This window comes from Streptomyces sp. TLI_185 (assembly GCF_003814765.1).
In the GTDB taxonomy this organism is placed as follows: Bacteria; Actinomycetota; Actinomycetes; order Streptomycetales; family Streptomycetaceae; genus Streptomyces.
Genome location: NZ_RKRB01000001.1, coordinates 378576 through 400287, shown reverse-complemented (window position 1 = coordinate 400287; position 21712 = coordinate 378576). Strand labels below are relative to the sequence as shown.

21 protein-coding genes and 2 pseudogenes are annotated in these 21712 nt (G+C 69.0%); 8 read left to right on the top strand and 15 right to left on the bottom strand.

The window, feature by feature from the left end:
• Window positions 1-122 precede the first annotated feature (122 nt).
• From EDD92_RS01810 to EDD92_RS01790, 6 genes are all read left to right on the top strand, one after another.
• Complete coding sequence (locus tag EDD92_RS01810) at window positions 123-599, top strand: hypothetical protein (RefSeq protein ID WP_123962539.1); 477 nt, start codon at window positions 123-125, stop codon at window positions 597-599.
• Window positions 600-731: 132 nt separating this feature from the next.
• Window positions 732-896: a hypothetical protein gene (locus EDD92_RS49715; RefSeq protein ID WP_185123900.1), complete on the top strand. Its 165-nt coding sequence runs from the start codon at window positions 732-734 to the stop codon at window positions 894-896.
• A gap of 258 nt (window positions 897-1154) precedes the next feature.
• Window positions 1155-2720 (top strand): cellulose binding domain-containing protein, encoded by a 1566-nt coding sequence (locus EDD92_RS01805; RefSeq protein WP_123962538.1) that lies wholly within the window; start codon window positions 1155-1157, stop codon window positions 2718-2720.
• Window positions 2721-3025: 305 nt separating this feature from the next.
• Window positions 3026-4273, top strand: coding sequence for an MFS transporter (locus EDD92_RS01800; RefSeq protein WP_123962537.1), 1248 nt, complete (start codon window positions 3026-3028; stop codon window positions 4271-4273).
• A gap of 113 nt (window positions 4274-4386) precedes the next feature.
• Window positions 4387-5145: a hypothetical protein gene (locus tag EDD92_RS01795; RefSeq protein WP_123962536.1), complete on the top strand. Its 759-nt coding sequence runs from the start codon at window positions 4387-4389 to the stop codon at window positions 5143-5145.
• Between the two features lie 190 nt (window positions 5146-5335).
• The gene (locus tag EDD92_RS01790; protein ID WP_123962535.1) at window positions 5336-6406 is read left to right on the top strand and encodes a YihY/virulence factor BrkB family protein; all 1071 of its coding nucleotides are present in this window, start codon (window positions 5336-5338) and stop codon (window positions 6404-6406) included.
• Between the two features lie 75 nt (window positions 6407-6481).
• Here EDD92_RS01790 and EDD92_RS49710 read toward each other — a convergent pair whose 3' ends face one another.
• The 10 genes and pseudogenes from EDD92_RS49710 to EDD92_RS01750 form a co-directional block, all read right to left on the bottom strand.
• Window positions 6482-6655: a hypothetical protein gene (locus EDD92_RS49710; RefSeq protein WP_185123899.1), complete on the bottom strand. Its 174-nt coding sequence runs from the start codon at window positions 6653-6655 to the stop codon at window positions 6482-6484.
• A gap of 41 nt (window positions 6656-6696) precedes the next feature.
• Window positions 6697-7053 (bottom strand): PRC-barrel domain-containing protein, encoded by a 357-nt coding sequence (locus EDD92_RS01785; protein ID WP_123970223.1) that lies wholly within the window; start codon window positions 7051-7053, stop codon window positions 6697-6699.
• Between the two features lie 95 nt (window positions 7054-7148).
• Complete coding sequence (locus EDD92_RS01780; RefSeq protein WP_123962534.1) at window positions 7149-7586, bottom strand: VOC family protein; 438 nt, start codon at window positions 7584-7586, stop codon at window positions 7149-7151.
• 33 nt (window positions 7587-7619) lie between these two features.
• Complete coding sequence (locus tag EDD92_RS01775; protein WP_123962533.1) at window positions 7620-8063, bottom strand: helix-turn-helix domain-containing protein; 444 nt, start codon at window positions 8061-8063, stop codon at window positions 7620-7622.
• A 247-nt stretch (window positions 8064-8310) separates the two neighbouring features.
• A pseudogene (locus EDD92_RS01770) lies at window positions 8311-9683 on the bottom strand (IS1380 family transposase).
• A gap of 218 nt (window positions 9684-9901) precedes the next feature.
• Entirely contained in the window at window positions 9902-10681 is a 780-nt protein-coding gene (locus EDD92_RS01765) for an SDR family NAD(P)-dependent oxidoreductase (protein ID WP_123962532.1), read from the bottom strand.
• A 1076-nt stretch (window positions 10682-11757) separates the two neighbouring features.
• Window positions 11758-12792, bottom strand: coding sequence for an amidohydrolase family protein (locus EDD92_RS01760; protein ID WP_221268070.1), 1035 nt, complete (start codon window positions 12790-12792; stop codon window positions 11758-11760).
• Window positions 12789-12950: a hypothetical protein gene (locus EDD92_RS49705; RefSeq protein WP_185123898.1), complete on the bottom strand. Its 162-nt coding sequence runs from the start codon at window positions 12948-12950 to the stop codon at window positions 12789-12791. Before EDD92_RS49705 ends, EDD92_RS01760 begins: the two co-directional genes overlap by 4 nt.
• A gap of 131 nt (window positions 12951-13081) precedes the next feature.
• Window positions 13082-13999: a LysR family transcriptional regulator gene (locus EDD92_RS01755; protein WP_221268069.1), complete on the bottom strand. Its 918-nt coding sequence runs from the start codon at window positions 13997-13999 to the stop codon at window positions 13082-13084.
• A 167-nt stretch (window positions 14000-14166) separates the two neighbouring features.
• A pseudogene (locus EDD92_RS01750) lies at window positions 14167-14354 on the bottom strand (IS701 family transposase); the annotation flags it as partial.
• A gap of 177 nt (window positions 14355-14531) precedes the next feature.
• Between EDD92_RS01750 and EDD92_RS01740 the strand changes: the two are divergent.
• Entirely contained in the window at window positions 14532-14744 is a 213-nt protein-coding gene (locus EDD92_RS01740) for an SDR family oxidoreductase (RefSeq protein ID WP_221268068.1), read from the top strand.
• Between the two features lie 649 nt (window positions 14745-15393).
• Window positions 15394-15759 carry a hypothetical protein gene (locus tag EDD92_RS01735; protein ID WP_260326279.1) on the top strand — a complete coding sequence of 122 codons (366 nt, stop codon included), beginning with the start codon at window positions 15394-15396 and terminating at the stop codon, window positions 15757-15759.
• A gap of 87 nt (window positions 15760-15846) precedes the next feature.
• Here EDD92_RS01735 and EDD92_RS01730 read toward each other — a convergent pair whose 3' ends face one another.
• The 5 genes from EDD92_RS01730 to EDD92_RS01715 all read right to left on the bottom strand — a co-directional run bounded on the left by EDD92_RS01730 (window position 15847) and on the right by EDD92_RS01715 (window position 21681).
• On the bottom strand, window positions 15847-18225 hold the full coding sequence (locus tag EDD92_RS01730; RefSeq protein ID WP_123970221.1) for a non-reducing end alpha-L-arabinofuranosidase family hydrolase: 2379 nt from the start codon (window positions 18223-18225) through the stop codon (window positions 15847-15849).
• A 185-nt stretch (window positions 18226-18410) separates the two neighbouring features.
• Window positions 18411-19196 (bottom strand): hypothetical protein, encoded by a 786-nt coding sequence (locus tag EDD92_RS01725; protein WP_123962529.1) that lies wholly within the window; start codon window positions 19194-19196, stop codon window positions 18411-18413.
• Window positions 19193-19723, bottom strand: coding sequence for a SigE family RNA polymerase sigma factor (locus tag EDD92_RS01720; protein ID WP_123962528.1), 531 nt, complete (start codon window positions 19721-19723; stop codon window positions 19193-19195). The genes EDD92_RS01725 and EDD92_RS01720 overlap by 4 nt, the downstream gene beginning before the upstream one ends.
• A 143-nt stretch (window positions 19724-19866) precedes the next feature.
• On the bottom strand, window positions 19867-20004 hold the full coding sequence (locus tag EDD92_RS49700; RefSeq protein ID WP_185123897.1) for a hypothetical protein: 138 nt from the start codon (window positions 20002-20004) through the stop codon (window positions 19867-19869).
• Between the two features lie 1182 nt (window positions 20005-21186).
• Window positions 21187-21681, bottom strand: a complete 495-nt coding sequence (locus EDD92_RS01715) for a MarR family winged helix-turn-helix transcriptional regulator (protein ID WP_123962527.1) — start codon at window positions 21679-21681, stop codon at window positions 21187-21189.
• Between the last annotated feature and the right edge of the window lie 31 nt (window positions 21682-21712).

Below are 21712 nucleotides of genomic sequence, written 5' to 3'. Positions count from 1 at the left end.
CCGAGCCGGACGTCGAAGACGGTCATCCCGTGCTCAGCCGGGCGGCCGACGGCTGTCCCCGTGGAACATCCACCTCGCTCGCGGCCGAGGAGAACGCGGTGCTGGTTCGGTGCTGACTGAGCGTGTTGCGCCCAGCACCCACTAAGCGCCCGCCGTCTCCCTCCGCCGCCAGGTCGGCGGCGGAGAAGGCATGGGCGGCCAAGAGGGAACGCCTGCGCCGCCGCGCCCGGCCACAGAACAAGCTGCGCATCTGTGACGACGACCAGCTCGGGCAGCGGTTCGAGGACGCCGAGCAGGCCGCCCGGCGGGCCGGCTTCCTCGCCGAGGCGAACCCCGACGACGAGCGGGCCGCCCAGCATGCCGACGAGGCCGCCGCCGCGCTCGAGGCAGCTCGGGCGGCCCTGGACGACGTCTCCGACTTCCTCATGCGCGTCCATGGTTCGGTCGCGACGCCTCGGATCTGGAACACCGTCACCGGCCGCGTTCTCGGACTCGGTCTGTCGCTGCGGGCCGGGGAGTGGGTGGAGTTGGAGACCCGGCCCGGCACCTGCTGGGCCCTGCGCAACGGCACGGTCAACGTCGCGAACGACCTCACCTAGGCCTCCCGCCTCGACCTCTTTGCGATCCCGCGGGGCCGCGCCGAGATCGGCTGGAGTGGCGATGACCCCACCAGTACCGCGCGCCTCGACGTGTTGGCGGTCCGCGTACACCGCCCTGTGAACGGAGCACCAGTGACCCTTGTCCAACCCTCGATGATGGTGCGCGGCGGCCGCCACTCCGCCCGCGCGATGCGCCTTGTGATCCGCGACCTCGCACGCGGCAGGCAGGGCATCGCCGCAGCCGGAGACCTCAAGGTCCGGCCCCTGGAGGCGTCCGGACCCGGGGTTCTGCGGTAGGTCGGCAGCGGGATCAGCGCCCGTGAGAGCGTCCGCCCCCGGCCGTGTCGTCCTCGGCCAGGGCATCGAGGAACACTTCCCGCGCCACCGCCCGCCAGCAGGTTGCACTCGGCAGGTTCCGGGCCGCGATCGTCGGCGCCGGGCGTATGGCTTGACGGCCGTCCCGTCGCTCGGTATGTACATGCCAGAGGATTGGTATGGACCAACTCTGCGGCTTCATGCGCCAAGCCGGCGCCCACCCCCCAGTGGAGGCAGCACATGCGAAGACCGTCGGTACTTCTCACCCTGTTCGCGGGGCTGCTCCTCCTGGTCCTGGCCCCACCCGCTTCCGCGGCGGGCACACCGGACGCCACCTTTTCCAAGACGTCGACGTGGGACGGCGGTTACCAGGGCGCGTACACCATCACGAACGCCGGAAGCACCACCCTGTCGGGCTGGAGTGTCGAGTTCGACCTGCCCTCCGGCACCACCGTCGGCTCGTACTGGGACGCACTGCTCACCCAGAGCGGCAACCACTACACCTTCAAGAACCGTGAGTACAACGGCACATTGGCGCCGGGTGCCTCCACTTCCTTCGGATGGGTGTCCAACGGCACCGGAACGCCCACCGGCTGCAAGCTCAACGGTGCGTCCTGCACGGGCGGTTCGAGCACCGACACCACACCGCCCAGTGTCCCGGCCGGAGTCACCGTCGGCTCCGCGACCTCCTCCTCCCTGACCGTGCGGTGGAGCGCCGCGACCGACGACTCAGGGTCCGTCGCCGGTTACGAGATCTCGCGCGACGGCGGCACGCCCGTCACTGTGACCGGCACCTCCTACACGGCCACCGGCCTGCAGGCCGCCACGAGCTACGCCTTCCGCGTGCGGGCCCGCGACGCCGCGGGCAACGTGTCCGCCTACTCCGCGGCCGTCAGCGGCACGACCTCCGCCGTCGGTCAGCAGCCGAGCGGCGGTCTGTTCACCGCGCCGTACATCGACATGGGGGCGTGGCCCACGCCGAGCATGCCCGACATGGCCTCCGCGAGCGGCGTGAAGAGCTACACGATGGCCTTCATCACGGCCTCCGGCTGCAAGGCGATGTGGTTCAACGCCTACGACCCGCGGGACGCCTGGGCCAAGGACCAGATCGACGCCATCCGGGCCGCCGGGGGAGACGTCAAGGTCTCCTTCGGCGGCGCCAGCGGAATCGAACTGGCCCAGGCCTGTGGCTCGGTGGACGCGCTGTACGCCGAGTACAACGCGGTGGTGACCGCCTACAGCCTGAAGTACGTCGACTTCGACATCGAGGGCGCGGCCTCCGCGGACCCCGCCTCCGTCGCCCGCCGCTCCCAGGCCCTGGCGCGCCTGCAGCAGGCCCACCCGGGGCTGCGGATCTCGCTCACACTGCCGGTCCTCCCGGAGGGGCTGACCTCGGACGGCCTGAACGTGGTGCAGTCGGCGCGCGACGCCGGAGTCGACGTCGACGTGGTGAACGTGATGGCCATGGACTACTACCGCAGCGTCGACTACGGCGACGCCGCCGTCCAAGCCGCACAGAGCACCTTCACCCAGCTGAAGTCGCTCTTCCCGGGCAAGACCGACGCCCAGCTCTGGGCGATGGTCGGAGTGACGCCCATGCTGGGACAGAACGACGACGGCCACATCTACGACCAGGCCGACGCCCGCCAACTGGTCTCCTTCGCCCAGGGCAGGCACCTGGGAGAGCTCGCGTTCTGGGAGGCGACCCGCGACCGCAACGCCTGCACGGGCGCGCTCTACCAGTGCACCAACATCCCGCAGTCCCCCTACGAGTTCGCGAAGATCTTCGCCGCCTACACCGGCTGAAGCTGCCTCCGCACGCTGCCCCGCGCGGGCGCGGGACGATTGATCGACGCAACGGTTCCGGCCGGTCGGACGCGACACGTCGCTCTTCGCCGGCCGGAACCGCCATGACGTAGATCACGTCGGAGTGCGGCTCGATCTTGGAATGCGCGGTCTCCTGCCGCTGCTGCATCGTTCATGGGCTTGCCCTGTTTGGGGGTGCGCAGGGCAATGGTGCTCGACGCGGCCGGCCGTGGGATCTGGACGACCTCGGCGGTTCTCCGCTCCCTCGTCCCTGCACTGCTTGCGTTGAAAGGTTCACCTGCACCATGCCTCTGGCTCTGCTGGCCCTGGCTGTCGTCGCCTTCGGCATCGGCACCACCGAATTCGCCACGATGGGCCTCCTGCCCCAGATCGCCGACGGCGTCGGTGTGTCGGTGCCGCACGCCGGCAACCTCGTGTCGGCGTATGCGCTCGGTGTCGTCGTCGGTGCCCCCGTACTGACCGGCATCGGTGCACGCATACCGCACAAACGGCTCCTGCTGCTCCTGTCGGGGCTGTTCGTGGTCGGCAACATCGCGTCCGCTTTCGCACCCGACTTCGGTCTGCTGTTCGCCGCGCGTTTCCTGGCCGGGCTGCCGCACGGCGCACTGTTCGGCGTCGGCGCGGTCGTCGCCTCACGGCTGGTCGCCCCCGAGCGAGCTGCGCGCGCCGTCTCCAAGATGTTCCTCGGACTGACCGTCGCGAACATCGTCGGCGTGCCGGCGGGCACCGCTCTCGGTCAGCAGCTCGGCTGGCGGTCCGCCTACGGTGCCGTCGCCGTCATCGGCCTCGTCGCCCTCGCCGCGCTGGCCCTCTTCGTCCCCCACCAGCCACGAGGCGGCCAGTCGGGCATCCGGCACGAGGTGCGGGCCATGGGGAACAGGCAGGTCGCGATCGGCCTGGCCACGGCCGTGGTGGGATTCGGCGGGTTCTTCGCCGTCTACAGCTACCTGGTGCCGATGCTGACGCACCTGACGGGCATCTCCGACTCCTCGACCACCCTGGTCCTCGCGCTGTACGGCGTCGGCATGACGCTCGGCACCCTGATCGCAGGCCCCCTCACGGACCGTGCCCTGCGCCCGACGCTCTACGGGGGCCTCGCCCTGCTCGCCGCAGCCCTGGTGACCTTCTACTTCACCGTCCACAGCACCGTCCCGGCCCTGGTGACGATCACCTTCATCGGTGCGATGGGCGCCTTCGTCACCACGCCCGTCCAGATGCTTCTCATGGCCAAGGCGAAGAACGCGCCGACGATGGCAGCGGCCTCCAACCACTCCGCCTTCAATCTGGCCAACGCGGGCGGCGCCTGGCTCGGCGGACTGGCCATCTCCGCGGGCTGGGGCTGGGCTTCCCCCAACCTCGTCGGCGCCGCCCTCGCAGTGGCGGGCCTCGGCCTCGCTTTCACGGGCGGCCTCATGGACCGGGGCGGCCGACGCTCCGAGGTGATCACTTCCTTCGCCGCAGAAGCCTCGACGGAAGCGGGACACGCCACCGCGGCCGCCCAACCCTCGGGAACGCCGGGAGAGCTGGGGTAGCCGCCGGCCTTCGGCGCCCCATGGGTGATGGCCCGTAAGAGCGAGCCAGAAGCAACCCTCACAGGCGGTCCTGGCGTGGTTGTGGGGGAGGGGCAGGCGCGAAGGGGGCGGGTGTGCAGTTCATCGAGGTGACCGGTCTGGCCGGGGTGCGATCGGCCGTCATCAGGTTCACGCGGCCGGAGACGGGGCTGACCTTTGTGCTCTTTCCCATGGTTCACCTCGGGGAGGCAGCCTTCTACCGGGAAGTGGCGGCACGCCTGCGCCGCGACTGCGACCTGGTGGTCGCCGAGGGCGTTGGGGAAGGCTCGCCCGGCGCCGACGCCCTGGTCGCGTCGTACGAGCGACTCGACGGACATGAACGCCTGGGTCTGGTCGTGCAGGACATCGACTACGAGGCGCTCGGACTCCCCGTGGTGTGCCCCGACATGAGCGGAGCGCAGTTCCAAGAAGGGTTCCGTCGGCTGCCACTGAAGGAACGCGCGATGGTGGCCACAGTAGTGCCGGCCATGACGGCCGCCATGCGTCTGCTGGGGACGCGTCGCTGGCTCGCCCGGCACCTCGCCGTCGAGGACCTGATGAGCGAGAGCGAGCAGGCCGTGGCGGACTTCTGGCCGGGCCTGGACGACCTGGTTCTCCGGCGCCGCGACCGATTGCTGGCCAAGGCCCTGACCGACTTCGACCGGGGGTACGCCGGACGGACCGGCCCGTTCGCCATCGCCGTCGTCTACGGCGCCGGGCACATGCGCGCCGCCTCCGAGACTCTGACCGGCCTCGGTTACCACGCCGCGGACGCCGAGTGGATCACCGTATTCACACTCGACCCACCCGACAGACCAAAGCCCCGAGCCGAGCAGAAGGGGCCGGCGAGCTGATCGACCGGACACGGCGGATGCCGTCCTACCCGGTCCCAGTCTGCGGCAGGCGCGGGTCGATGCTGCCGCTCAAGCGTGTTTACGCTGGTCAGAGCGGTCTTTGGAAGGCGCTGTGCCGCACAGGCGAGACGAGGTCGGTATAGCCGCTGGGCGTCGGCTTGAGCGCGCGCCGTGGGGATACCCGGCGGGTATGACCAATCTGCATCTTCCAGGCCGGAAACATCAGGACGGCACCGACGAGGCCCCGGCTTCCCGGGACCCGGTGCCGTCACCGGAGGAGGCAGGACCGGACCGGGAGGTCGAACGGACTGCTCCGGACACGCCGACGAAGCTGCCGAAGGGTGCCTGGGCCGCCGTACTCAAAGGCAGCTTGAAGGAGTTCAAGGACGACGAGCTGGCAGACCGGGCCGCGGCGCTGACCTACTACGGCGTGCTGTCCTTGTTCCCGGCCCTCCTGGTGCTCGTTTCCCTGCTGGGGATCACCGGGAAGTCGGCCACCGACAAGGTGCTGAACAACCTCAGGCAGCTGGCTCCCGGCTCGGCACGCGACATCATCACGCGGGCCGTCGAACAGCTGCAGAACAACGCCGGGACCGGCTCGGTCATGGCTCTGGTCGGCATCGTGCTGGCGGTGTGGTCGGCGTCCGGGTACGTGGCCGCCTTCATTCGTGCGGCGAATGCCGTCTACGACATGCCGGAGGGCCGACCGGTGTGGACGATCCTGCCGATGCGGATCGGTGTGACCGTGGTGCTCATGGTGCTGGCGGTGATGAGCGCGCTGATCGTGGTCTTCACCGGTGCGCTGGCCCACCAGACCGGGCAGGCGCTCGGGATCGGGGACACCGCGCTGACGGTGTGGTCGATCGCCAAGTGGCCCGTCCTGGTGCTGCTGGTCACCGTCATGATCGCGATCCTGTACTGGGCCACCCCGAACGCCAAGGTCAAGGGCTTCCGGTGGATCACACCAGGCAGCCTGCTGGCCTTGGCGATCTGGCTGGCCGCTTCCGCCGGGTTTGCGTTCTACGTCGCCAACTTCGCCTCGTACAACAAGACCTACGGCACCATGGCCGGCGTCATCGTCTTCCTCGTCTGGTTGTGGATCAGCAACCTCGCCATCCTGCTGGGCCTGGAGTTCGACGCCGAGACCGTGCGGCAGCGGGCCATCGCCGACGGCCACCCGCCCGAGGCCGAGCCCTACGCCCACCCCCGCTCCACCCGGACGTGGGACGAGGAGGACATCCGCCGCCTGGACGACATCTGACCGGGCAGAGCCACGGCAGCGAGGGCGAGAGAATGCCGGCCGCAGCCGGGGAATGTCGCGCGGGGAATGTCGCGGTCAGCGCGCCAGGCGGTGCTTTCTACCGCCACGGCGGAAGCGCACGGCGCCGTAGGTGAGGTCGGCGAGCAGCACGACGGCGCCGATGATCAGCAGGTAGAACAAGCCGTGCGCGGCGACTCCGATGATGCCCAGAACGAGGGCCACGAGGATGAGGAACAGAAAGAGACTCATCGGTGCTCCAGTGGCTTCGTCGATTTCTCAGCGGCGGCGGCTCAGCGACGGGCCAGACGGCGTTCACCGCCTGCTCCCGGGGCGTAGTCGAGTTCGTAATGCGCGAAGATCTCCGGCTCGTCCGTGGCAGGCAACTCGCCGTCGGTGTCGATCGCGGGAGCCTTCTTCACCACCTCCTTGGGGTGAGCGATCTTGAGATAGCCCGGCCCGACGGTCGCTCCGGACAGCGGCACGAAAACCAGGCGCCGACGGGTGGGAAGACCCACGGCCACCGTCGCGAAGAAGGGCTGGTCGGTCGCGGTGTCGACGTAGACGGCCTCCAGGGTGCCGATCTTGTGACCGCGAGGGTCGACCACGCCGTGACCCCGCCACTCACGAATGTCGCCTGCCTCGAACATCATGGACCTCCACCAGGGGAGTACCCCTGATCGTGTCCCTGATGTCCCTGCCGACAGGTGGTGTGCGGCCAGTCCGCCCTCGCTGTGGGTTGCGGTCAGTGGCGTTCCGGGTCGAATTCCAGTACTTGTGTGAGCCGGATGTTGTTGCCCGAGGGGTCGCGGAAGGACGTGTCGATTCCATACGGCTGCACTGTCGGCGGGTCGTTGAACTCGACACCTCGGGCGGACAGCTCGTCATAGGCGGCCTTGCAGTCGTCGGTCTCCAGAAACAGCGTCCCGCCCGCACCCTTGGCCACCAGATCGGAAAGCTGGGCACTGCTCGCCTCATCCAGCATCGGCTGCCCCGGTACGGGCATCAGCACCAGCGCCGGGCCGTCGGCACCGGGCGGCGCGACACACAACCAGCGGAAGCTCCATGCCTCCATCGTCACGTCCGCCCTGACCTCCCAACCGAGCTTGGTGGTGTAGAAGTCGAGCGCCTCGTCCTGGTCGTGCACCCAGAACTGAGCATTGGCGATCTTGATCGTGGTCATGGCCGCTCCTTGGTCGATTGCCTGGGAACGACGCTAGGCAGTCGGCGATGGCGTGTCTTCTCGAAACGTGCGGTGCTGCGGCCGCGCATAGGCCATGGCCACACAGCGGGGGATGCGCACATGCCGTGCCGCGGGCGGATGAGACTCCCGATAGGCCTGCGGGGTCACCCCGTACATCCTGCGGAAACTCGTCGTGAACGATCCGATGCTCTGCGCGCCGACGGCGACACCGATCGCGGCCACCGTCCAGTCGGTCGCAAGCAGCAGGGCGGCGGCCCGTTCGAGGCGGCGGGTCAGCAGATACTGGTGCGGCGACTCGCCGAACGCGGCTTTGAAGCGGCGGCTGAAGTGGGCGGGGGACAGCGCGGCGGCCGCAGCCATGTCGGCGACGGTGAGTGGCTCGCAGTAGCGGGCGTCCGCGAGATCCCTGGCGCGGAGCAGATGACGGGCGATCGGAACGTGGACCACACGACTCATTGTGCGGTCGGCGGACGTCGGTGGCGGCGGGTGAGGGCGTAGGAGGAGGTTGGGTCAACCTCGCCTTGATTTCGCCGATCCTGGTGGGAACCTCATTGCTGTTTGCGGTAGACAATGACCCTCGTTGGACCCTTTTGCCTTCCGGAGCTGATGCCGGGCAGCCGGTGGCTCGGCTGTCGCGTCGGGTGGGCGCCGGGTTCCACTGCCCGGGGCGGGTGATGCTGTCGCAGGGACGGTGGGTTGCTGGTCAGCCGGGGTCGGGCAGGAGCGCGAGCCGTTCAAGGGCAGCGGTGATCTCGCCGGTCCAGGGCCAGTGCCGGGCGAGGCGGAGAATCCTGCGCCGACCGGTGGTGACGAGCTGGCCGGCTGCGGAGAACAGGCGGAACCGCAAGCGACGCGGTTCCCAGAGCCTCGCCCGGCCGGTCAGTGCGAGCATGGGCATCCATGCCAGCAGGTCGAGCGCGATCTGGACGATCTCCATCCAGACCCGGTTCTGGGCGGTGTCGTGCAGGGGCAGGTTGCGCAGGCCGGTGGCCCGGGCGGCCCGGATCCGGTCCTCGGCCCGTTCCGCAGCCGGTGGCGCAGCTCGAGCTCGGCGATCGGCCGGCCGGTGGTGTTGGTCGCGAAGCACGTGATCCGCATGCTGTCCGCGTCCGTGATCCTCAACTGGGCGCCGGGATGGGGCCGTTCCTTGCGGACGATGAGCCGCATGCCCTTGAGCCAGCCGTCCAGGAGCGTGCCGGTGAGCTCGGCGGCCCAGGCCCCGTCCCGGGCCTCACCTCGGCCTCGACGGCCGGGGTCCAGGCCGAGGCGGGGACCTTCAGCACATGTTCGTGGATCGCTTCGGTGACCGTCATACCGACCGAGTAGGACAGCCATCGGCCCCGCTTCGCGAGCCAGGACACGAAGTCGTGGGTGCCGCCGGCGGAGTCCTGGCGGTCAGCGTCTGCCGTCCTCGCCGGTAGCGCTTGGGCAGTTGGGCCAGGGCGAGTTGGGCGGTGGTGATGTGGTCTGCGGCGGTGTTGGAGCCCGCGTTTCCCGGTCTGAGGAGGGTGGCGACGGGCTCTCCGGTTCCGCCCGGTCCGTGGCCGACGAAGGCCGTCAGCGGGTGATGGCCGTAGGTCTTCTTCCAGGTCGCGGCCGCGTCCTGCTTGTCGGAGTGGGCGAGCACGAGGACGCCGTCGAGGTCGACGGTGACCTGACCGCCGGCGTCCTGGGCGTTCTCGCCGGCCAACGACCAGGCACGATGACGGACTTCGGCGCGTGCGGACCGGATGGCCTGCAGGGCTTTCTCGCCGGATGCGGCGAGGGCGTCGATCAGGCGGGAGACGGTCGGGTCGGAGGCGACCGGGCCGAAGACGGCCGGCTCACACCGCAGCATGGCGACGTCCGCGAGGCAGTCCCCGCCCAGCGACCGCCATGGCGACGTCCAGGAGGACCTTGCCGGGATCGTGGACGGCCCGCGGTTTGCGCCACTGAGCCAGAGCTGCGGATATCGCCTGGTCAAGGCCCGTCTTGCGGACCGTCTCCAGCAGCAGGACCGCACCGGCCTGGCGAGACCACCAGCCGACTGTCTCCCTGGACACGGACACGTGAGTACGACGAGATAGGCTCTCTCACCTGGAAGTGCTCTTTTCCTTGCAGCCAACAGGACCCTCAGCAAGTCCTATCGTTGCAGGTCAAGGGCACTTTCCGTGGGCAATACACCTAGATCAATGCCCTCTCACAACTGCCGGGTGACGCGTGGTCGGTTGTCATGGGGGTTCCCCGCCGTCGTACGGACTCGGTGCCGGCCAGACTTCCCGGCTCAGCATGGGGAGTTCATCCCGTCGGGGCGGTCAGTAGTAGATGGGACCGAGCTCACCACCGCTGGCGATGATCGGGTCGCCGTTGAGCGCGACGCTGCGCGGGCTGGCCAGAAACGCGATCACTGCGGCGACCTCGTCCGGCGTGACGATCCGGCCGATTGAGATCGCCGCGCTGAACTCGCGTTCGACCTCCTCCACAGTCAGCCCGCGGGACTCGGCGTTGGCCGCCAACGCCGTGGCCATGGTGTCGCTGCGGGTGGGGCCGGGGTGTACGACGGTGACGTTCACGCCACGTGGGCCCAGTTCGTCGGCGAGGTTCTTGGTCAGCGCGGCAACGGCGACATTGCGGATCGAGCCGGTTACCGAGCCGGTGCGCCGCGCGGCAGCGCCGCCGACGTTGATGATCCGGCCCCAGCCGCGCTCGACCATGCCGGGCGCGAACGCCCTCGCACAGCGCAGATAGCCCCGCACCTTGACGTTGATCTCCGCTTCCAACGCTGACTCCGCGATCACGCCGGGGTTGGTCATGGCCGCGTTGTTGACCAGGATGTCGACGCCGCCCAACTGCTCAATGGCGGCCGCGGCCATGGTCGCTACCGAGGCGTCGTCACCGGTGTCCGCGCCGATCCCGATCACGCGCGCCCCGGTGTCGGCGGCGAGCGCAGCGGCCTGTTCGGCCGCCGCCTGCGCATTGCGGCCGACAAGTGCGACATCGGCACCTTCCTGGGCGAGAGCCCGGCCCACTGCCAGGCCAATGCCCCGGCTGCCACCGGTGACCACCGCGCGTTTGTCCTTCAGCCCCAAATCCATGGCATTCTCTCCTCATTTGATCACCTCTCATGCGAGGCGGTGGCGACAACCGAGTTCGCCGCAGGCGGCCCGGACGGTTTCCTGAGCACGCCTCAGTACGATGAGATCGGTACTTTCCTGTCAGCAGTGGGGGCAGTGGCACAGCGCCTGTAGCACCATGTCCCCCATATCGGCGCCAGACCGCAGGGGCACGTTCTCCGAATCGCACCAGCTGCAGCCTCCGCGAGCCGTTCGGCCGGTAGACGATCGTGGGCCAGGCCCGCGCCGGCAGCGAAGCGGATCATCGATCGTGAATCAAAAAAGTGCGGTCACTCGATGCGGAGCCGCCCGGCGATCACTCCCGTGCCGGCAACGCTCGGTTCGCCGTGTTCGGTACGAGGTCGTCGAGACACTCGTCTGGCCCGGTGCGCCCGACAGGTGGCCAGCTGTCAGCCACCGGGCGAGGTGTGGGCGCTAGGGGAAGCGGTCGAGTGCCGCCGCCGGGCGGGCTGGAGAGCCAGAGGCCCAAAGACGTCTCCGTGCCGAAGCGAACTGCGCGGCCGATCTCTTCCCGGCCGCCGACGGCTCCGCAAGACCATGCCTGACCAGCGACTGTGCGGTTCTGCGCCATGCCCTGCGCGAGTACGAGAAGTTCTCCACCTCCCATCGTGCCCGCCAGGGCAGGCGTCAGCAGGTCCCGCTGCGCCCGGTGCCCGCGCCCATCACCGATCCAGACCCAATTGCCCACCTGGAATACTCGGCACGACCGACTCGGCGGCGTCCGACGGAGTCCGGAGACTGGGCCGGCTGCTGGAGCAGATCTTCCGGAAGGCGGTCGAGCACAGGATGCACGGTTCATGAGCTCGGTGCTGTGCACGACCTGGAGCTTGTCACCGGCGATGTCGTCAGCCACGTCTGCTGCCTGGCGCTTACCGAGGATGGTGAACCAAGGAAGGAGCAAGGCGGTACGGCCGAGCCGTGTCGAGCGGGTGAGGCTCACTGGCCGGTGGAGAACGCCTGCTGGGCCGCCAGGTCGGGTACGGCGAGATCGACGTGCCGCCCGTGCGTGACCAGGCGTGGAGCCACCGTGTCCGGCATCAGGGTTGCTTCCCGGGGACCAGCCCCAGCTTCTGTGCGGTGCCGCCGGCGATCGCGGCGCGGTCGGCCGGGTCCAGTCCGGCGGCGTCGAGGCGGGCAAGCGGATCGGGCACGCCCATGTCGAACGGATGGTCGGAGCCGAGCACGACCCGGTCGGCGCCGACGGCGGCGACCAGCGCGCGCAGCGCCTGCGGGCTGTAGACGAGCGAGTCGAACCAGATCCGGCGCAGGTACGCCGAGGGTGCTTCGGCGCACTGCCGGGCGTCGCTGCGCACCTGCCAGGCGTGGTCGGAGCGGCCGAGGTAGGTGGGCAGGTATCCGCCGCCGTGCGCGGCGATCACCCGCAGGTCCGGGTGCCGGTCCAGGACCCCCGCGAAGATCAGGTGCGAGAGGGCGACGGCGTTCTCGACCGGTTGTCCGACCGTGTTGGCCAGGTAGAACCGGTCGAGTCGCTCGTCGAGCGAACAGCCGAGAGGGTGCAGGAACACCACAGCGGCAGTCTCGGCGGCCCGCGCCCAGAACGGGTCGAGCCGTGCGTCCGACAGCTCGACGCCGGGGGCGAACGAGGAGATCTCGACGCCCTTGAGACCGAGACCGAGAGCGTCGTCGAGAGCGGCGACGCACAGCTCGGGATGCTGCAGCGGGATCAGTCCGAACCCCGCCAGCCGGTCGGGAGCCTGGGCGACGACGGCCGCCACACCGCGGTTCGCCGCTCGGCACACCTCGGTCGCAAGATCGGGGTGCGCCCAGTAGTGGTAGTGCGACGGGGACGGCGAGACGACCTGCACGTCCACGCCCGCCGCGTCCATGTCGGAAAGGCGCCGCTCCACAGTCGTCAGTGCGGGCATGGCCGCCCGGACCATCTGCCCCGAAACCGTCATCGATTCCGCGCCGTGGCGCCGTGCCTCGAGCGCGTGGAGTTCGGCGAGCCCCGGCTCGTCGGCGACCAGCGCCTCAACCTCAGCGATGAAGCAGTGGGCGTGCACGTCGATCGCGAGGTCCCTGCCCGGGGCGGGCGTCTGCGGGGTGTTCACGGCTGCTCCACGAGCGGGGAGTCGTGCCGTGGCGTGTGCACGGTCGGCCCGAGACAGGAGAGGTCCCGTCGGCCGGGATCCCAGTGGAGATCAACGGCCAGCGCGGGACGTTCCACGTGAGCGTCTACGACCGTGGCGAGAGCAAGAGGAGCAACCATGAGCGGTCCTTCCGTTTACTGTGACGCCACTACTGTCTGCCCGGCCGACCACATCAGGGAAGCTGAAAATACTGATGCCCTGTATAAGGCAGACGAATGTCGCGCGGGGATCACCACGGCGGCCGGGAACGTCACGTCCGCCGGTCGAGGTGCCGGCTTGTCTCGGTGAGGACCGACCGCAGCCACGCGTGCCCCGGCTCGCGAGTTTGCAGCGGATGCCACCAGAGCGCCTGCACCACCGGCACCACGTCCCAGGGACATGCGAGCACCCGGAGCCGGTGACGGGCAGCCAGCATGTCGGCCAGGTGACGCTGAATGAGTCCGAGTCGACGGGTCCCGACGATGTAGAACGGCAGGGCGAGGAAGCTCTCGACGACCGCCTGGACCCTGGGCTCGATTCCCAGTTGCTCCAGTTGCCGCACCGCGGAGAGGAAGCGGGTCGGGCCGTGGTGGGTGAGTACCCAGGGCAGCTCGGCGACGTCCGTCATGGTCAGGGCAGCGCCGACGGCGTCGTTGTCCTGATCGACCACGCACACCCATTCGTCGGTGAACAAGTCGCTCGATGGCAGGTCGAACACGTATCCGCGTGGAACGATCATGCCGTCCATCCCGCGGAGCCAGTCGGTCGGGCTGTCCGTCACGGTGTTCGGGTGATTCTCGAACCGCAGCATGACACCGGGAGCCCGGTCCTCGAGCACCTGCGCGACCCGCGGACCGAGCACGGCCATGGCGTAGTCCGAGGCGTGCAGGGTGAAGGTCCGCGTGGATGTCGCCGGATCGAACACGGCCTCACTGGCGAACACGCGCTCGACCTCCTTCAGCGCGTGAGCCGTGCGGAGCCGCAGGGCCTGGGCGAGTGGGCTCAACTCGGACGTGTTGCCTGACCGGACGAGCAGCGGATCGTCGAAGTGCCGCCGCAACCGGGCGAGCGCGCCCGAGAGTGCGGGCTGGGACAAGCCGAGGCGAGCGGCGGCGCGCGTCACCGAACGCTCCTCCAGCAACACGTCGAGCGACACGAGGAGGTTCAGGTCCAGGTTCGACAGCTTCACGGCGGCCTCCGCCTCGCTCTCATTGATGTGAGACATCAGCGAATGCAGCCTAACTTTTCACAGGACTCCGTTGGTTCTGTCTCGATCTTGATGCGCTGTGTGTCCGGCTGGGCAGGGGCTGATGACAGGCGGTGCAGGTGCCGGTCCAACACCTCAGGATGTCCTGCAGTGCGTCGAGGACTTGGTCGAGAGTGAGACCGGTTCGGGCGCCTTGGGGCCAGGCGTTGTTCGGTGAGGAAAGCGTGGGCGGCGGTCACGAGGGTGACGTGGTGGTGCCAGCCAGGCCAGGACCGGCCCTCGAAGTGGTCAGGCCCAGGCCGTGCTTGAGTTCGCGGACCCTCCAGCTCAGCCTCCACGACATGGAGTTCGGTGTCCGGGTGCGCGGCGGTCAGCCGGGCGAAGGCAGCGGGCAGCAGCAGCCGGCCACCGCTGGTGAACGTGGCGACGGTGAGCTTCGTCCGGCCCGTGTCGAGCCGCTCGACCTGCCGTCTGGCGTGCTCCCGTACACCCCGGCCCCACCAGCAGCGACACCATGGCCACGGCGTTGGCGGTCAACGCCGAGTCCCGCGGGCTGACTGTGGAGGAGGTCGAACGCGAGTTCAGCGCGGCGATCTCAATCGGCCGGATCGTCACGCCGGACGAGGTCGCCGCAGTGATCGCGTTTCTGGCCGGCCCGCGCAGCGTCGCGCTCAACGGCGACCCGATCATCGCCAGCGGTGGTGAGCTCGGTCCCATCTACTACTGACCGCCCCGACGGGATGAACTCCCCATGTTGAGCCGGGAAGTCTGGTCGGCACCGTGTCCGAACGACGGCGGGGGACCCCGGCACGAACCGACGGCCAACAGGTTGAGAGACAAGCGCCGGGATACCGCGGCTCCTGGAGTCCTGGCAGTGGGGAAGGCGTCGGCGCGGGGCGCCCGGAGCCGAGCCGGTATTGCACCCGGCTGTCGGGCGGTGACCGGGTTGGTCACCCGTTGTGTGGGGGCATCCTGGACGGAAAGTGCGCGCTGTGACGCCAGCTACGAAGTTGCCCCGGCCAGGTCGGTCGCCCCGTGGCGGCCAGCAAGGGCGCTCGGCCCATGTGCCCTGCATAAGGCCAGCAACGGCGCTCCAATGTGCCCTGCCGCACAACCGTGGACTTCCGACGGTGCGGCGTGGCGGCGCGGCCTCGCGGGCCGGAAGCCTACTCCCGTGCCTTAGGGCACCCATCTCGGCGATGCGGCGGGCGAGGGCGACGGTCCGGGTGAGGTCAAGGCCATCAACCGGGTCGACCTGCTCACCCGGTACCTGAACGACTACCGTTTCTTCCTGGGACTGGCAGAACGACACCCAGAAATGCGTCAAGGACTACGCGAGCCTCGGGGCGCAGGACGCCGACATCCTGGTCTCCGACGTGTCGGACCGCGACGCGGGCTGGTACGCACAGCCGGCCCACGGCGGCCGTAACACCTTCTGGACCGACCAGACGGCCGCTGACACGCTGAAGTTCTACAAGACGATGGCCGAGTCCGTGGGCAAGCCGGTGGTCCTGTGGCAGATCCCCCTGGGCAACATGGCGCAGAACAACACCCTCAACCACTACAAGGACGACAAGGTGGACTGGTTCTTCGGACACATGGACCAGGTGGCGAACGCCCATGTCGCCGGCCTGTTCTTCGGTCCGGGGCAGCAGGAACAGACCACGGTCGAGTCCGACGGCGGAAACCTGATCAACAAGACGATCGCCCATCACAACTCGGGTGGTACAGCGCTCAAGTAGCGCTGCAGCACTCAAGTAGGTGAAGATGCCGAAAGGCGCCCCATCTCTTCGATGGGGCGCCTTTCGGCATCTTCGTCGGGCTGAGGGTCAGCGCTTCAGGGTAAGGACACCCGGCCGGTACGGCAGCTTCGCGTAATCGATGCCGTCCGATGAGGGGTTCCTGCCCTGGTAGAGGAACTGCAGGTTGCAGGGGTCGATGGTCATGGTCTGGTCGGGGTTGTTGCGGACCAGGTCACCGTGGCTGATGTCGTTGGTCCAGGTGGCACCGCTGTTGGCCTTGCCCGCGAAGGGGCTGCTCTCGCTGCCGGCCTGCTCGGCCCACGGGCCGTTCAGGCTGGAGGCCGTGAACGAGCGGAAGTAGCGCCCGTTCGCACCCATCGCCTCGACGATCATGAGGTACTGGTTCTGGCCCTGGACCTTGTAGACCTCCGGCGCCTCGAACAGCTTCGCCTTCGTGTCGCTCATGACCGTGGTGTACGAGGAGCCGAAGCTGCCCGGGAAGTTCCCGAGCGGCATGGTCGACTTGTAGATCTTGCCATTGTCATCGGCGAAGAACAGGTACATGTTCTGGCCGTCGGCGATCACGGTCGGGTCTATCGGGGCGCCCACGGGGAGGCTGCCGGTGAACAGCTCCTTCGGCGCGGACCAGCCATTGGGGTCGGTGGGGTCGCTGGACGTGCGGTAGCTGAAGGGCCAGGGGGTACCCCACCCGTTCGAGACCAGCACCCAGATCTTCTTGGGCGCGAAGTAGAACAGTTTGGGCGCCACCGCGGACCCGCTGATCTTGGTCTGGGTGGCCGTCGCCATGTCCGACCAGTTCGTGAACGGACGGAAGGTCATCGCGCCCCACGCCGATCCGGTGGAGGTGGTCGCGTAGACCAGGTGCTTGCCGTTGTACGTCACGGTGGTGAAGTCCTTCAGCGCGACCGACCCGTTCGCCGGCTCCGCCAGCGGGCCCGTCGAGGTCCACCGGTACGTCGACGGAAGAGCACAGGTGTCGCTCTTCGGCGCCGCGGCCGGCTGGAAGTTCCAGCGCTGGTTGGCGCCGCCCTTGGAGTCCCAGATCTGGACGGCAGTGCCGTTGGCGGTCCGGCCGCCGGGGACCTCCAGCGCCCGGCCGCTGGCGACGTTGGTCAGCGTGTAGGTGCCGTCGCTGTTGCGGTGGGCCTTCCAGTGCTGGTGGGCGCCGCCGTTGGCGTCCCAGACCGTCAACTTCGTCCCGTTGGCCGTCCGGTTCAACGGCTCGTCCAGTACCCGGCCGCTGGCGATGTTGGTCAGGGTGTAGGTGCCGTCGCTGTTCCGGCTCGCCCGCCACTGCTGGTTGGAGGCGCCGCTGGCGTCCCACACCTGGAGCGGGGTGCCGTTGGCGTTCCGTCCCGCGGGCACGTCGAGAACGCGTCCGGCGGCCGCGTTGGAGAGCGTGTAGACGGTGCCGGAGGTGATGCCCCCGGCCTGCGTGCCGCCGCTGCCGGTGCTGCCCAGGGCGGTGAGCACGGCGCTGTAGGCGGGCTTCTTGTTGCCGCCCGCGTCGAACAGCAGCGCGTTCTCACCGGTGCGCCAGGAGTCGCTGTCGCGGATGCCCCACACCGTGATGCCCGTGCACCGAGCGACGTTCATGCACGCCTTGACGGCGTTGGTGTACGCGGTGGCGGACGCCTGGGCGATGTCGAGCTCGGTGATCTGCACGTCCACGCCAAGCGCGGCGAAGTTGGACAGGGTGGTCTGGAAGCTGGCCGGCGGGCCGCTCGCGCCGAAGTGGCTCTGGAAGCCGACGCAGTCGATGGGCACACCGCGGGACTTGAAGTCCTTGACCATCTTGTAGACACCCTGGGTCTTGGCGTCCGACCAGTTCTCGATGTTGTAGTCGTTGTAGCAGAGCTTGGCGGAGGGGTCGGCGGTCCGGGCGGTGCGGAAGGCCTCCTCGATGAAGTCGTTGCCCAGTACGTCCTGGAACACGGAGCTGCGGTGCCGGCCGCTGCCGCCGTCGGCGAAGGCCTCGTTGACCACGTCCCAGGCGTAGATCTTGCCCTTGAAGTGATTCATCTCGGTGGTGATGTGGTTCTTCATCACCGTGCGCAGGGTCCTCGCGTCGGTGATGGACTTGACCCAGCCCGGCAGTTGGGAGTGCCAGACCAGGGTGTGGCCGCGCAGGCGCTGGCCGTGCGCGGAGGCGTGACTGACGATCGAGTCGGCGGCGGCGAAGTTGAACGACCCGCGGGAGGGCTCGATGGCGTCCCACTTCATCTCGTTCTCCGGGGTGATCATCTTGAATTCCCGGTCGAGAATGCTGGTGTAGGCCGAGTCGCGGAGCTTGCTCGCGGGCACTGCCGTGCCGAAGTAACGGCCGCTGCCGGCCGCCGCGTCGGCGGCCGTGGCCGGTGTGGCGGCCTCCGGCGTGCGTGCGGCCAGGGCGACCAGTGGTACGGCGGCGCCCGCGGCGGCGAGGACCACGGCGGCGGCGATCACGCGGCGGGTCGCCGGACGGCGACGATGAGAACGGTTCTGATCTGACAACGGTATGTCCTTCTGGCACAGCGGGCCCTGATCCGGCCCCGGTCACCCACCAGTTGCCGCCACGCTCACCAAAGGTTGCCGCGATCAAGGGAAGCCATTCTCACGGCCGTCGTCGTCGCCCTGCCGCACAGCCGCGTTCACCGCGTCGGGACGAACCCTCCCCGGACCGACGCGGAGCCGCCCGTACCCTGTGCGTCGACGCGGTAGCCGTCGCCCGCGGCACTGCGCACGCCGGGGCCGTTGTTGAACTGGGCGGCGAACTCATGGTTCCCGGCCGGCACGGTCAGGCCCGGCTTGAGGACCCAGCGGTAGACCAGCGCGCCGCCGGCCTCCTGGACGGTGACGGTGAAGTCACCATTCGGCAGGGTCTGCCAGGTGCCGGTGCTCTTCGCCCTGCCGGTCTGCACGATCCGGATCTCGACCGTGAGCGAGGTGAGCGGCTGGGTCGTCTTGAGGACGAGGTTGCTCTGCGTCCAGTAGACGGTGCTCTTCGGATCCAGCGAGCCGGCCGACCACAGCGGGCCGTTCTGGTTCTCGCCGGCGGTCGGCGAGGAACTGGTGGCCGGCGGAGTCGGGCGCGAGCTGCCCGGGGTGGTGACCGGGGGCGGCGCGACAGGGGTGGGGCGGGCCGATGTCGGGTGCGGGGAGCTGACGGTCGAGGACGGGGCGGCAGGCGTGGTCACGGTGGGCGACGGCGCCGGGGTCGCGACGATGGCGGCGACGGCGAGGCCGCCGGTCGTCAGGATGCCGCCGACGGCGAGCCCGGCGAGGGCGACCCTGGTGCCGGACCGCGCGAACGGTCGCGCGCGGTGACGGACGGCGGGGCCGGCCATGCCGCGTTCCACCCGAGCCAGCATCCGCGCGCGGTCGGGCCGATGGGCCTCGGCGGCCTCGCGCAGCCGACGGTCGATCTCCTCGTTCACCGGTTCCTCCTCCCTGGCACCAGGTCCCCGGCCGCGCGTGCGCCCAGTAGCTTTTCCAGCTCGGCCATTCCCTTCGAGGTCTGGCTCTTCACCGTTCCGACCGATATGCCCAGCGCTGCCGCCGTCTCCTTCTCCGACAGGTCGAGGGCGTGTCGGAGCACCACGCAGGCGCGCTTGCGGAATGGCAGCCGGGCGAGCGCCGCGCGGACGTCCAGCACGGCCGCCATGTCGGGCCCCTCCACCTTCTCGGGGCTGCGGGACCAGAACAGTGTGATCCGGCGTCGCTCCCGCACCGTGCTGCGGATGCGCCCCCGCGCCAGGTTGGCCACCACACCGCGAGCGTAGGCGAGCGGGTGGTCGGCCTGCCGCAACCGGTCCCAGCGCTGCCACAGGGCGACCAGGGCATCCGCCGCGAGGTCGTCCGCCGCATCGGTCTCGCCGGTCAGTAGGTGTGCCAGACGGGCGAGCTCGGCATAGTGGCGTTCGAAGAATTCGTGGAACTCCGCGGACGCGTCATCGAGGACCATCCCCCCGTCGCCCTCTCCTTGCCATGATGTGCGCGTTAGTTGCGTGTTCAGCAACGGGGGGCGCAGCCTAACAGTGCCCAGCCCGGGATGCGAACGGCGGTCGTGCATGGTTGCGGGGCGGTGCAGGCCGGCCGGCGGGCTGGTCAAGGCCGGGCGAACCGGACGCCGGTCGGCTGCGCGACGTCCGGCTGCACGGCGGCGACGAGCAGCGCCAAGGGATTGCCCGTGACCATTCCGCGCCTGCGCCACGGTTGCGGCGCGGCGTGCTTCGTTGCCCTCATGCCCGTCCATCCGGTAGTTCGAGTCGGCCTTCCGGCTCCTAGTTGCCGCAGAGGACGAGAAGGTTGCCGCCGCGTACTCCTCCAACGGCCTCGGCGCCGGCGGACACGGACGTCGCTCGGTCATCCTCGCCCCCGAAACTCGACACCCCATCGCAGTACGATCGACCCACTCAGCCGTCAGCCCCACCGACCGACGAGTTCAACGAACTACCGGTAGGTATCGCGCTCTATGGGTTTGATTCGTACCGGAATGCTGATCGGTGGCCACGGAACATCACACAGCTTGCTCGCGGCGGGTCACGTACGTCGCACATCTGCAAGTCGTCGTTTCCGTCCAGATTCTGATCGAAAGACTGCACTGTCCAGGGAAATGACGGGTAATCAGTCTGATCGGAGGTCTGCTGCGGGTTCCGGCTGCAGGGAGCTTTGGATCTAGTGTCGAACTCCGGGCATCTCTTGCCTATTTCAGTGCTGTGTCCGTCAAGTCCCCCTGTATTACAGCGAGCAGCCCGTCGCTCGCGCGCGACGCGCTGGGTCGACGGAGGTGGTCGAGAGGGTCATCGCGTCCCGCGCGGTGTCACCTGGCGGGACGCCATCGACGAGAGGCTGGTCGCCGGAGGGCTTGTCCGTCTTGTCGAGCCTGATGACGAAGTGGTCGCGAATCGCGGCTTGTCGTTGATGACGCAAGTGGCACGGCCTGGAACCCCGGGGCATGCGCATCCGGAAGGCCCGCCGTCCGGGCCCTGGCCCTGGCCCTGGCTCTGGCGAGGCAGTTCCGGCCGGCTCGCGGCCAGCGCGGTGGCAGACCAGCAGGATTCGATCGGGAGACCTCCCGTCGGCGCCGGCGCGACACCATCGAGCACTGTGTCAACCGGCTCCATGACTCCCGCGGCCTCGCCATCACATACGAGAAGACCGCCTGGCTTCGTCTATGACTAGCGACAGCACTTGTCGATGAGTTCTGGCAGCGGTCGGGGGTCAGCCGGCCTTGAGGTGTTGATGAGTCTTGACAGCGCTTGTTGATCGGCGCCACCGGACCCAGGACGCAAGTGAACACCTCTCGGCAGGTCGAAGGACGACGACCGTGGCGCAGTCAGTCGGCCGGCGCAGCGCCGACGTCGGACGGCAGCGGCATGTGAGCGCTCCAGGATCGCCGTCTCCCAGTCGGCAGACCGGTGCGCGCTATCTGCGCCGCCAAGGGAGCTCGGCCTGATAGTCGTCCTCGTGGGTGAGGCCCTTGATGATGGCCTCGCCGATCTCTGCGAACTGGCGGACCTGGTCAGGCGTGAGGTGGTCGAACATCGCCCGGCGCGCCGCCGCGATGTGACCGGGGGCTGCGGCGGCGAGGACGGCGAAGCCTTCGTCGGTGAGCACGGCGAGTTGGCCGCGCTGGTCCGTCGGGTCGTCGGTGCGTCTCGCCCAGCCGCGTTTTTCCAGCGCCGACAGTGCGTGCGAGAGCCGGCTGCGGGTGACCTTCAGGTGCTCGGCGAGGTCGCTCATCCGCAGCGACCGGTCGGGGGCCACGGACAACCGGCTGAGCAGGTTGTACGTCGCGTGTGACAGGCCGGCGGCCCGTTGCAGCTGCCGCTCCAGGTAGTCGCCCAGCAGCGTGGAGAGGTCGATGTAGGCCAGCCAGGCGCGCATCTCCTCCTCGGAGAGCCATGGGGTGTCGCTCATCACACCAGCATATCCGAAGGTTTGTACTCTC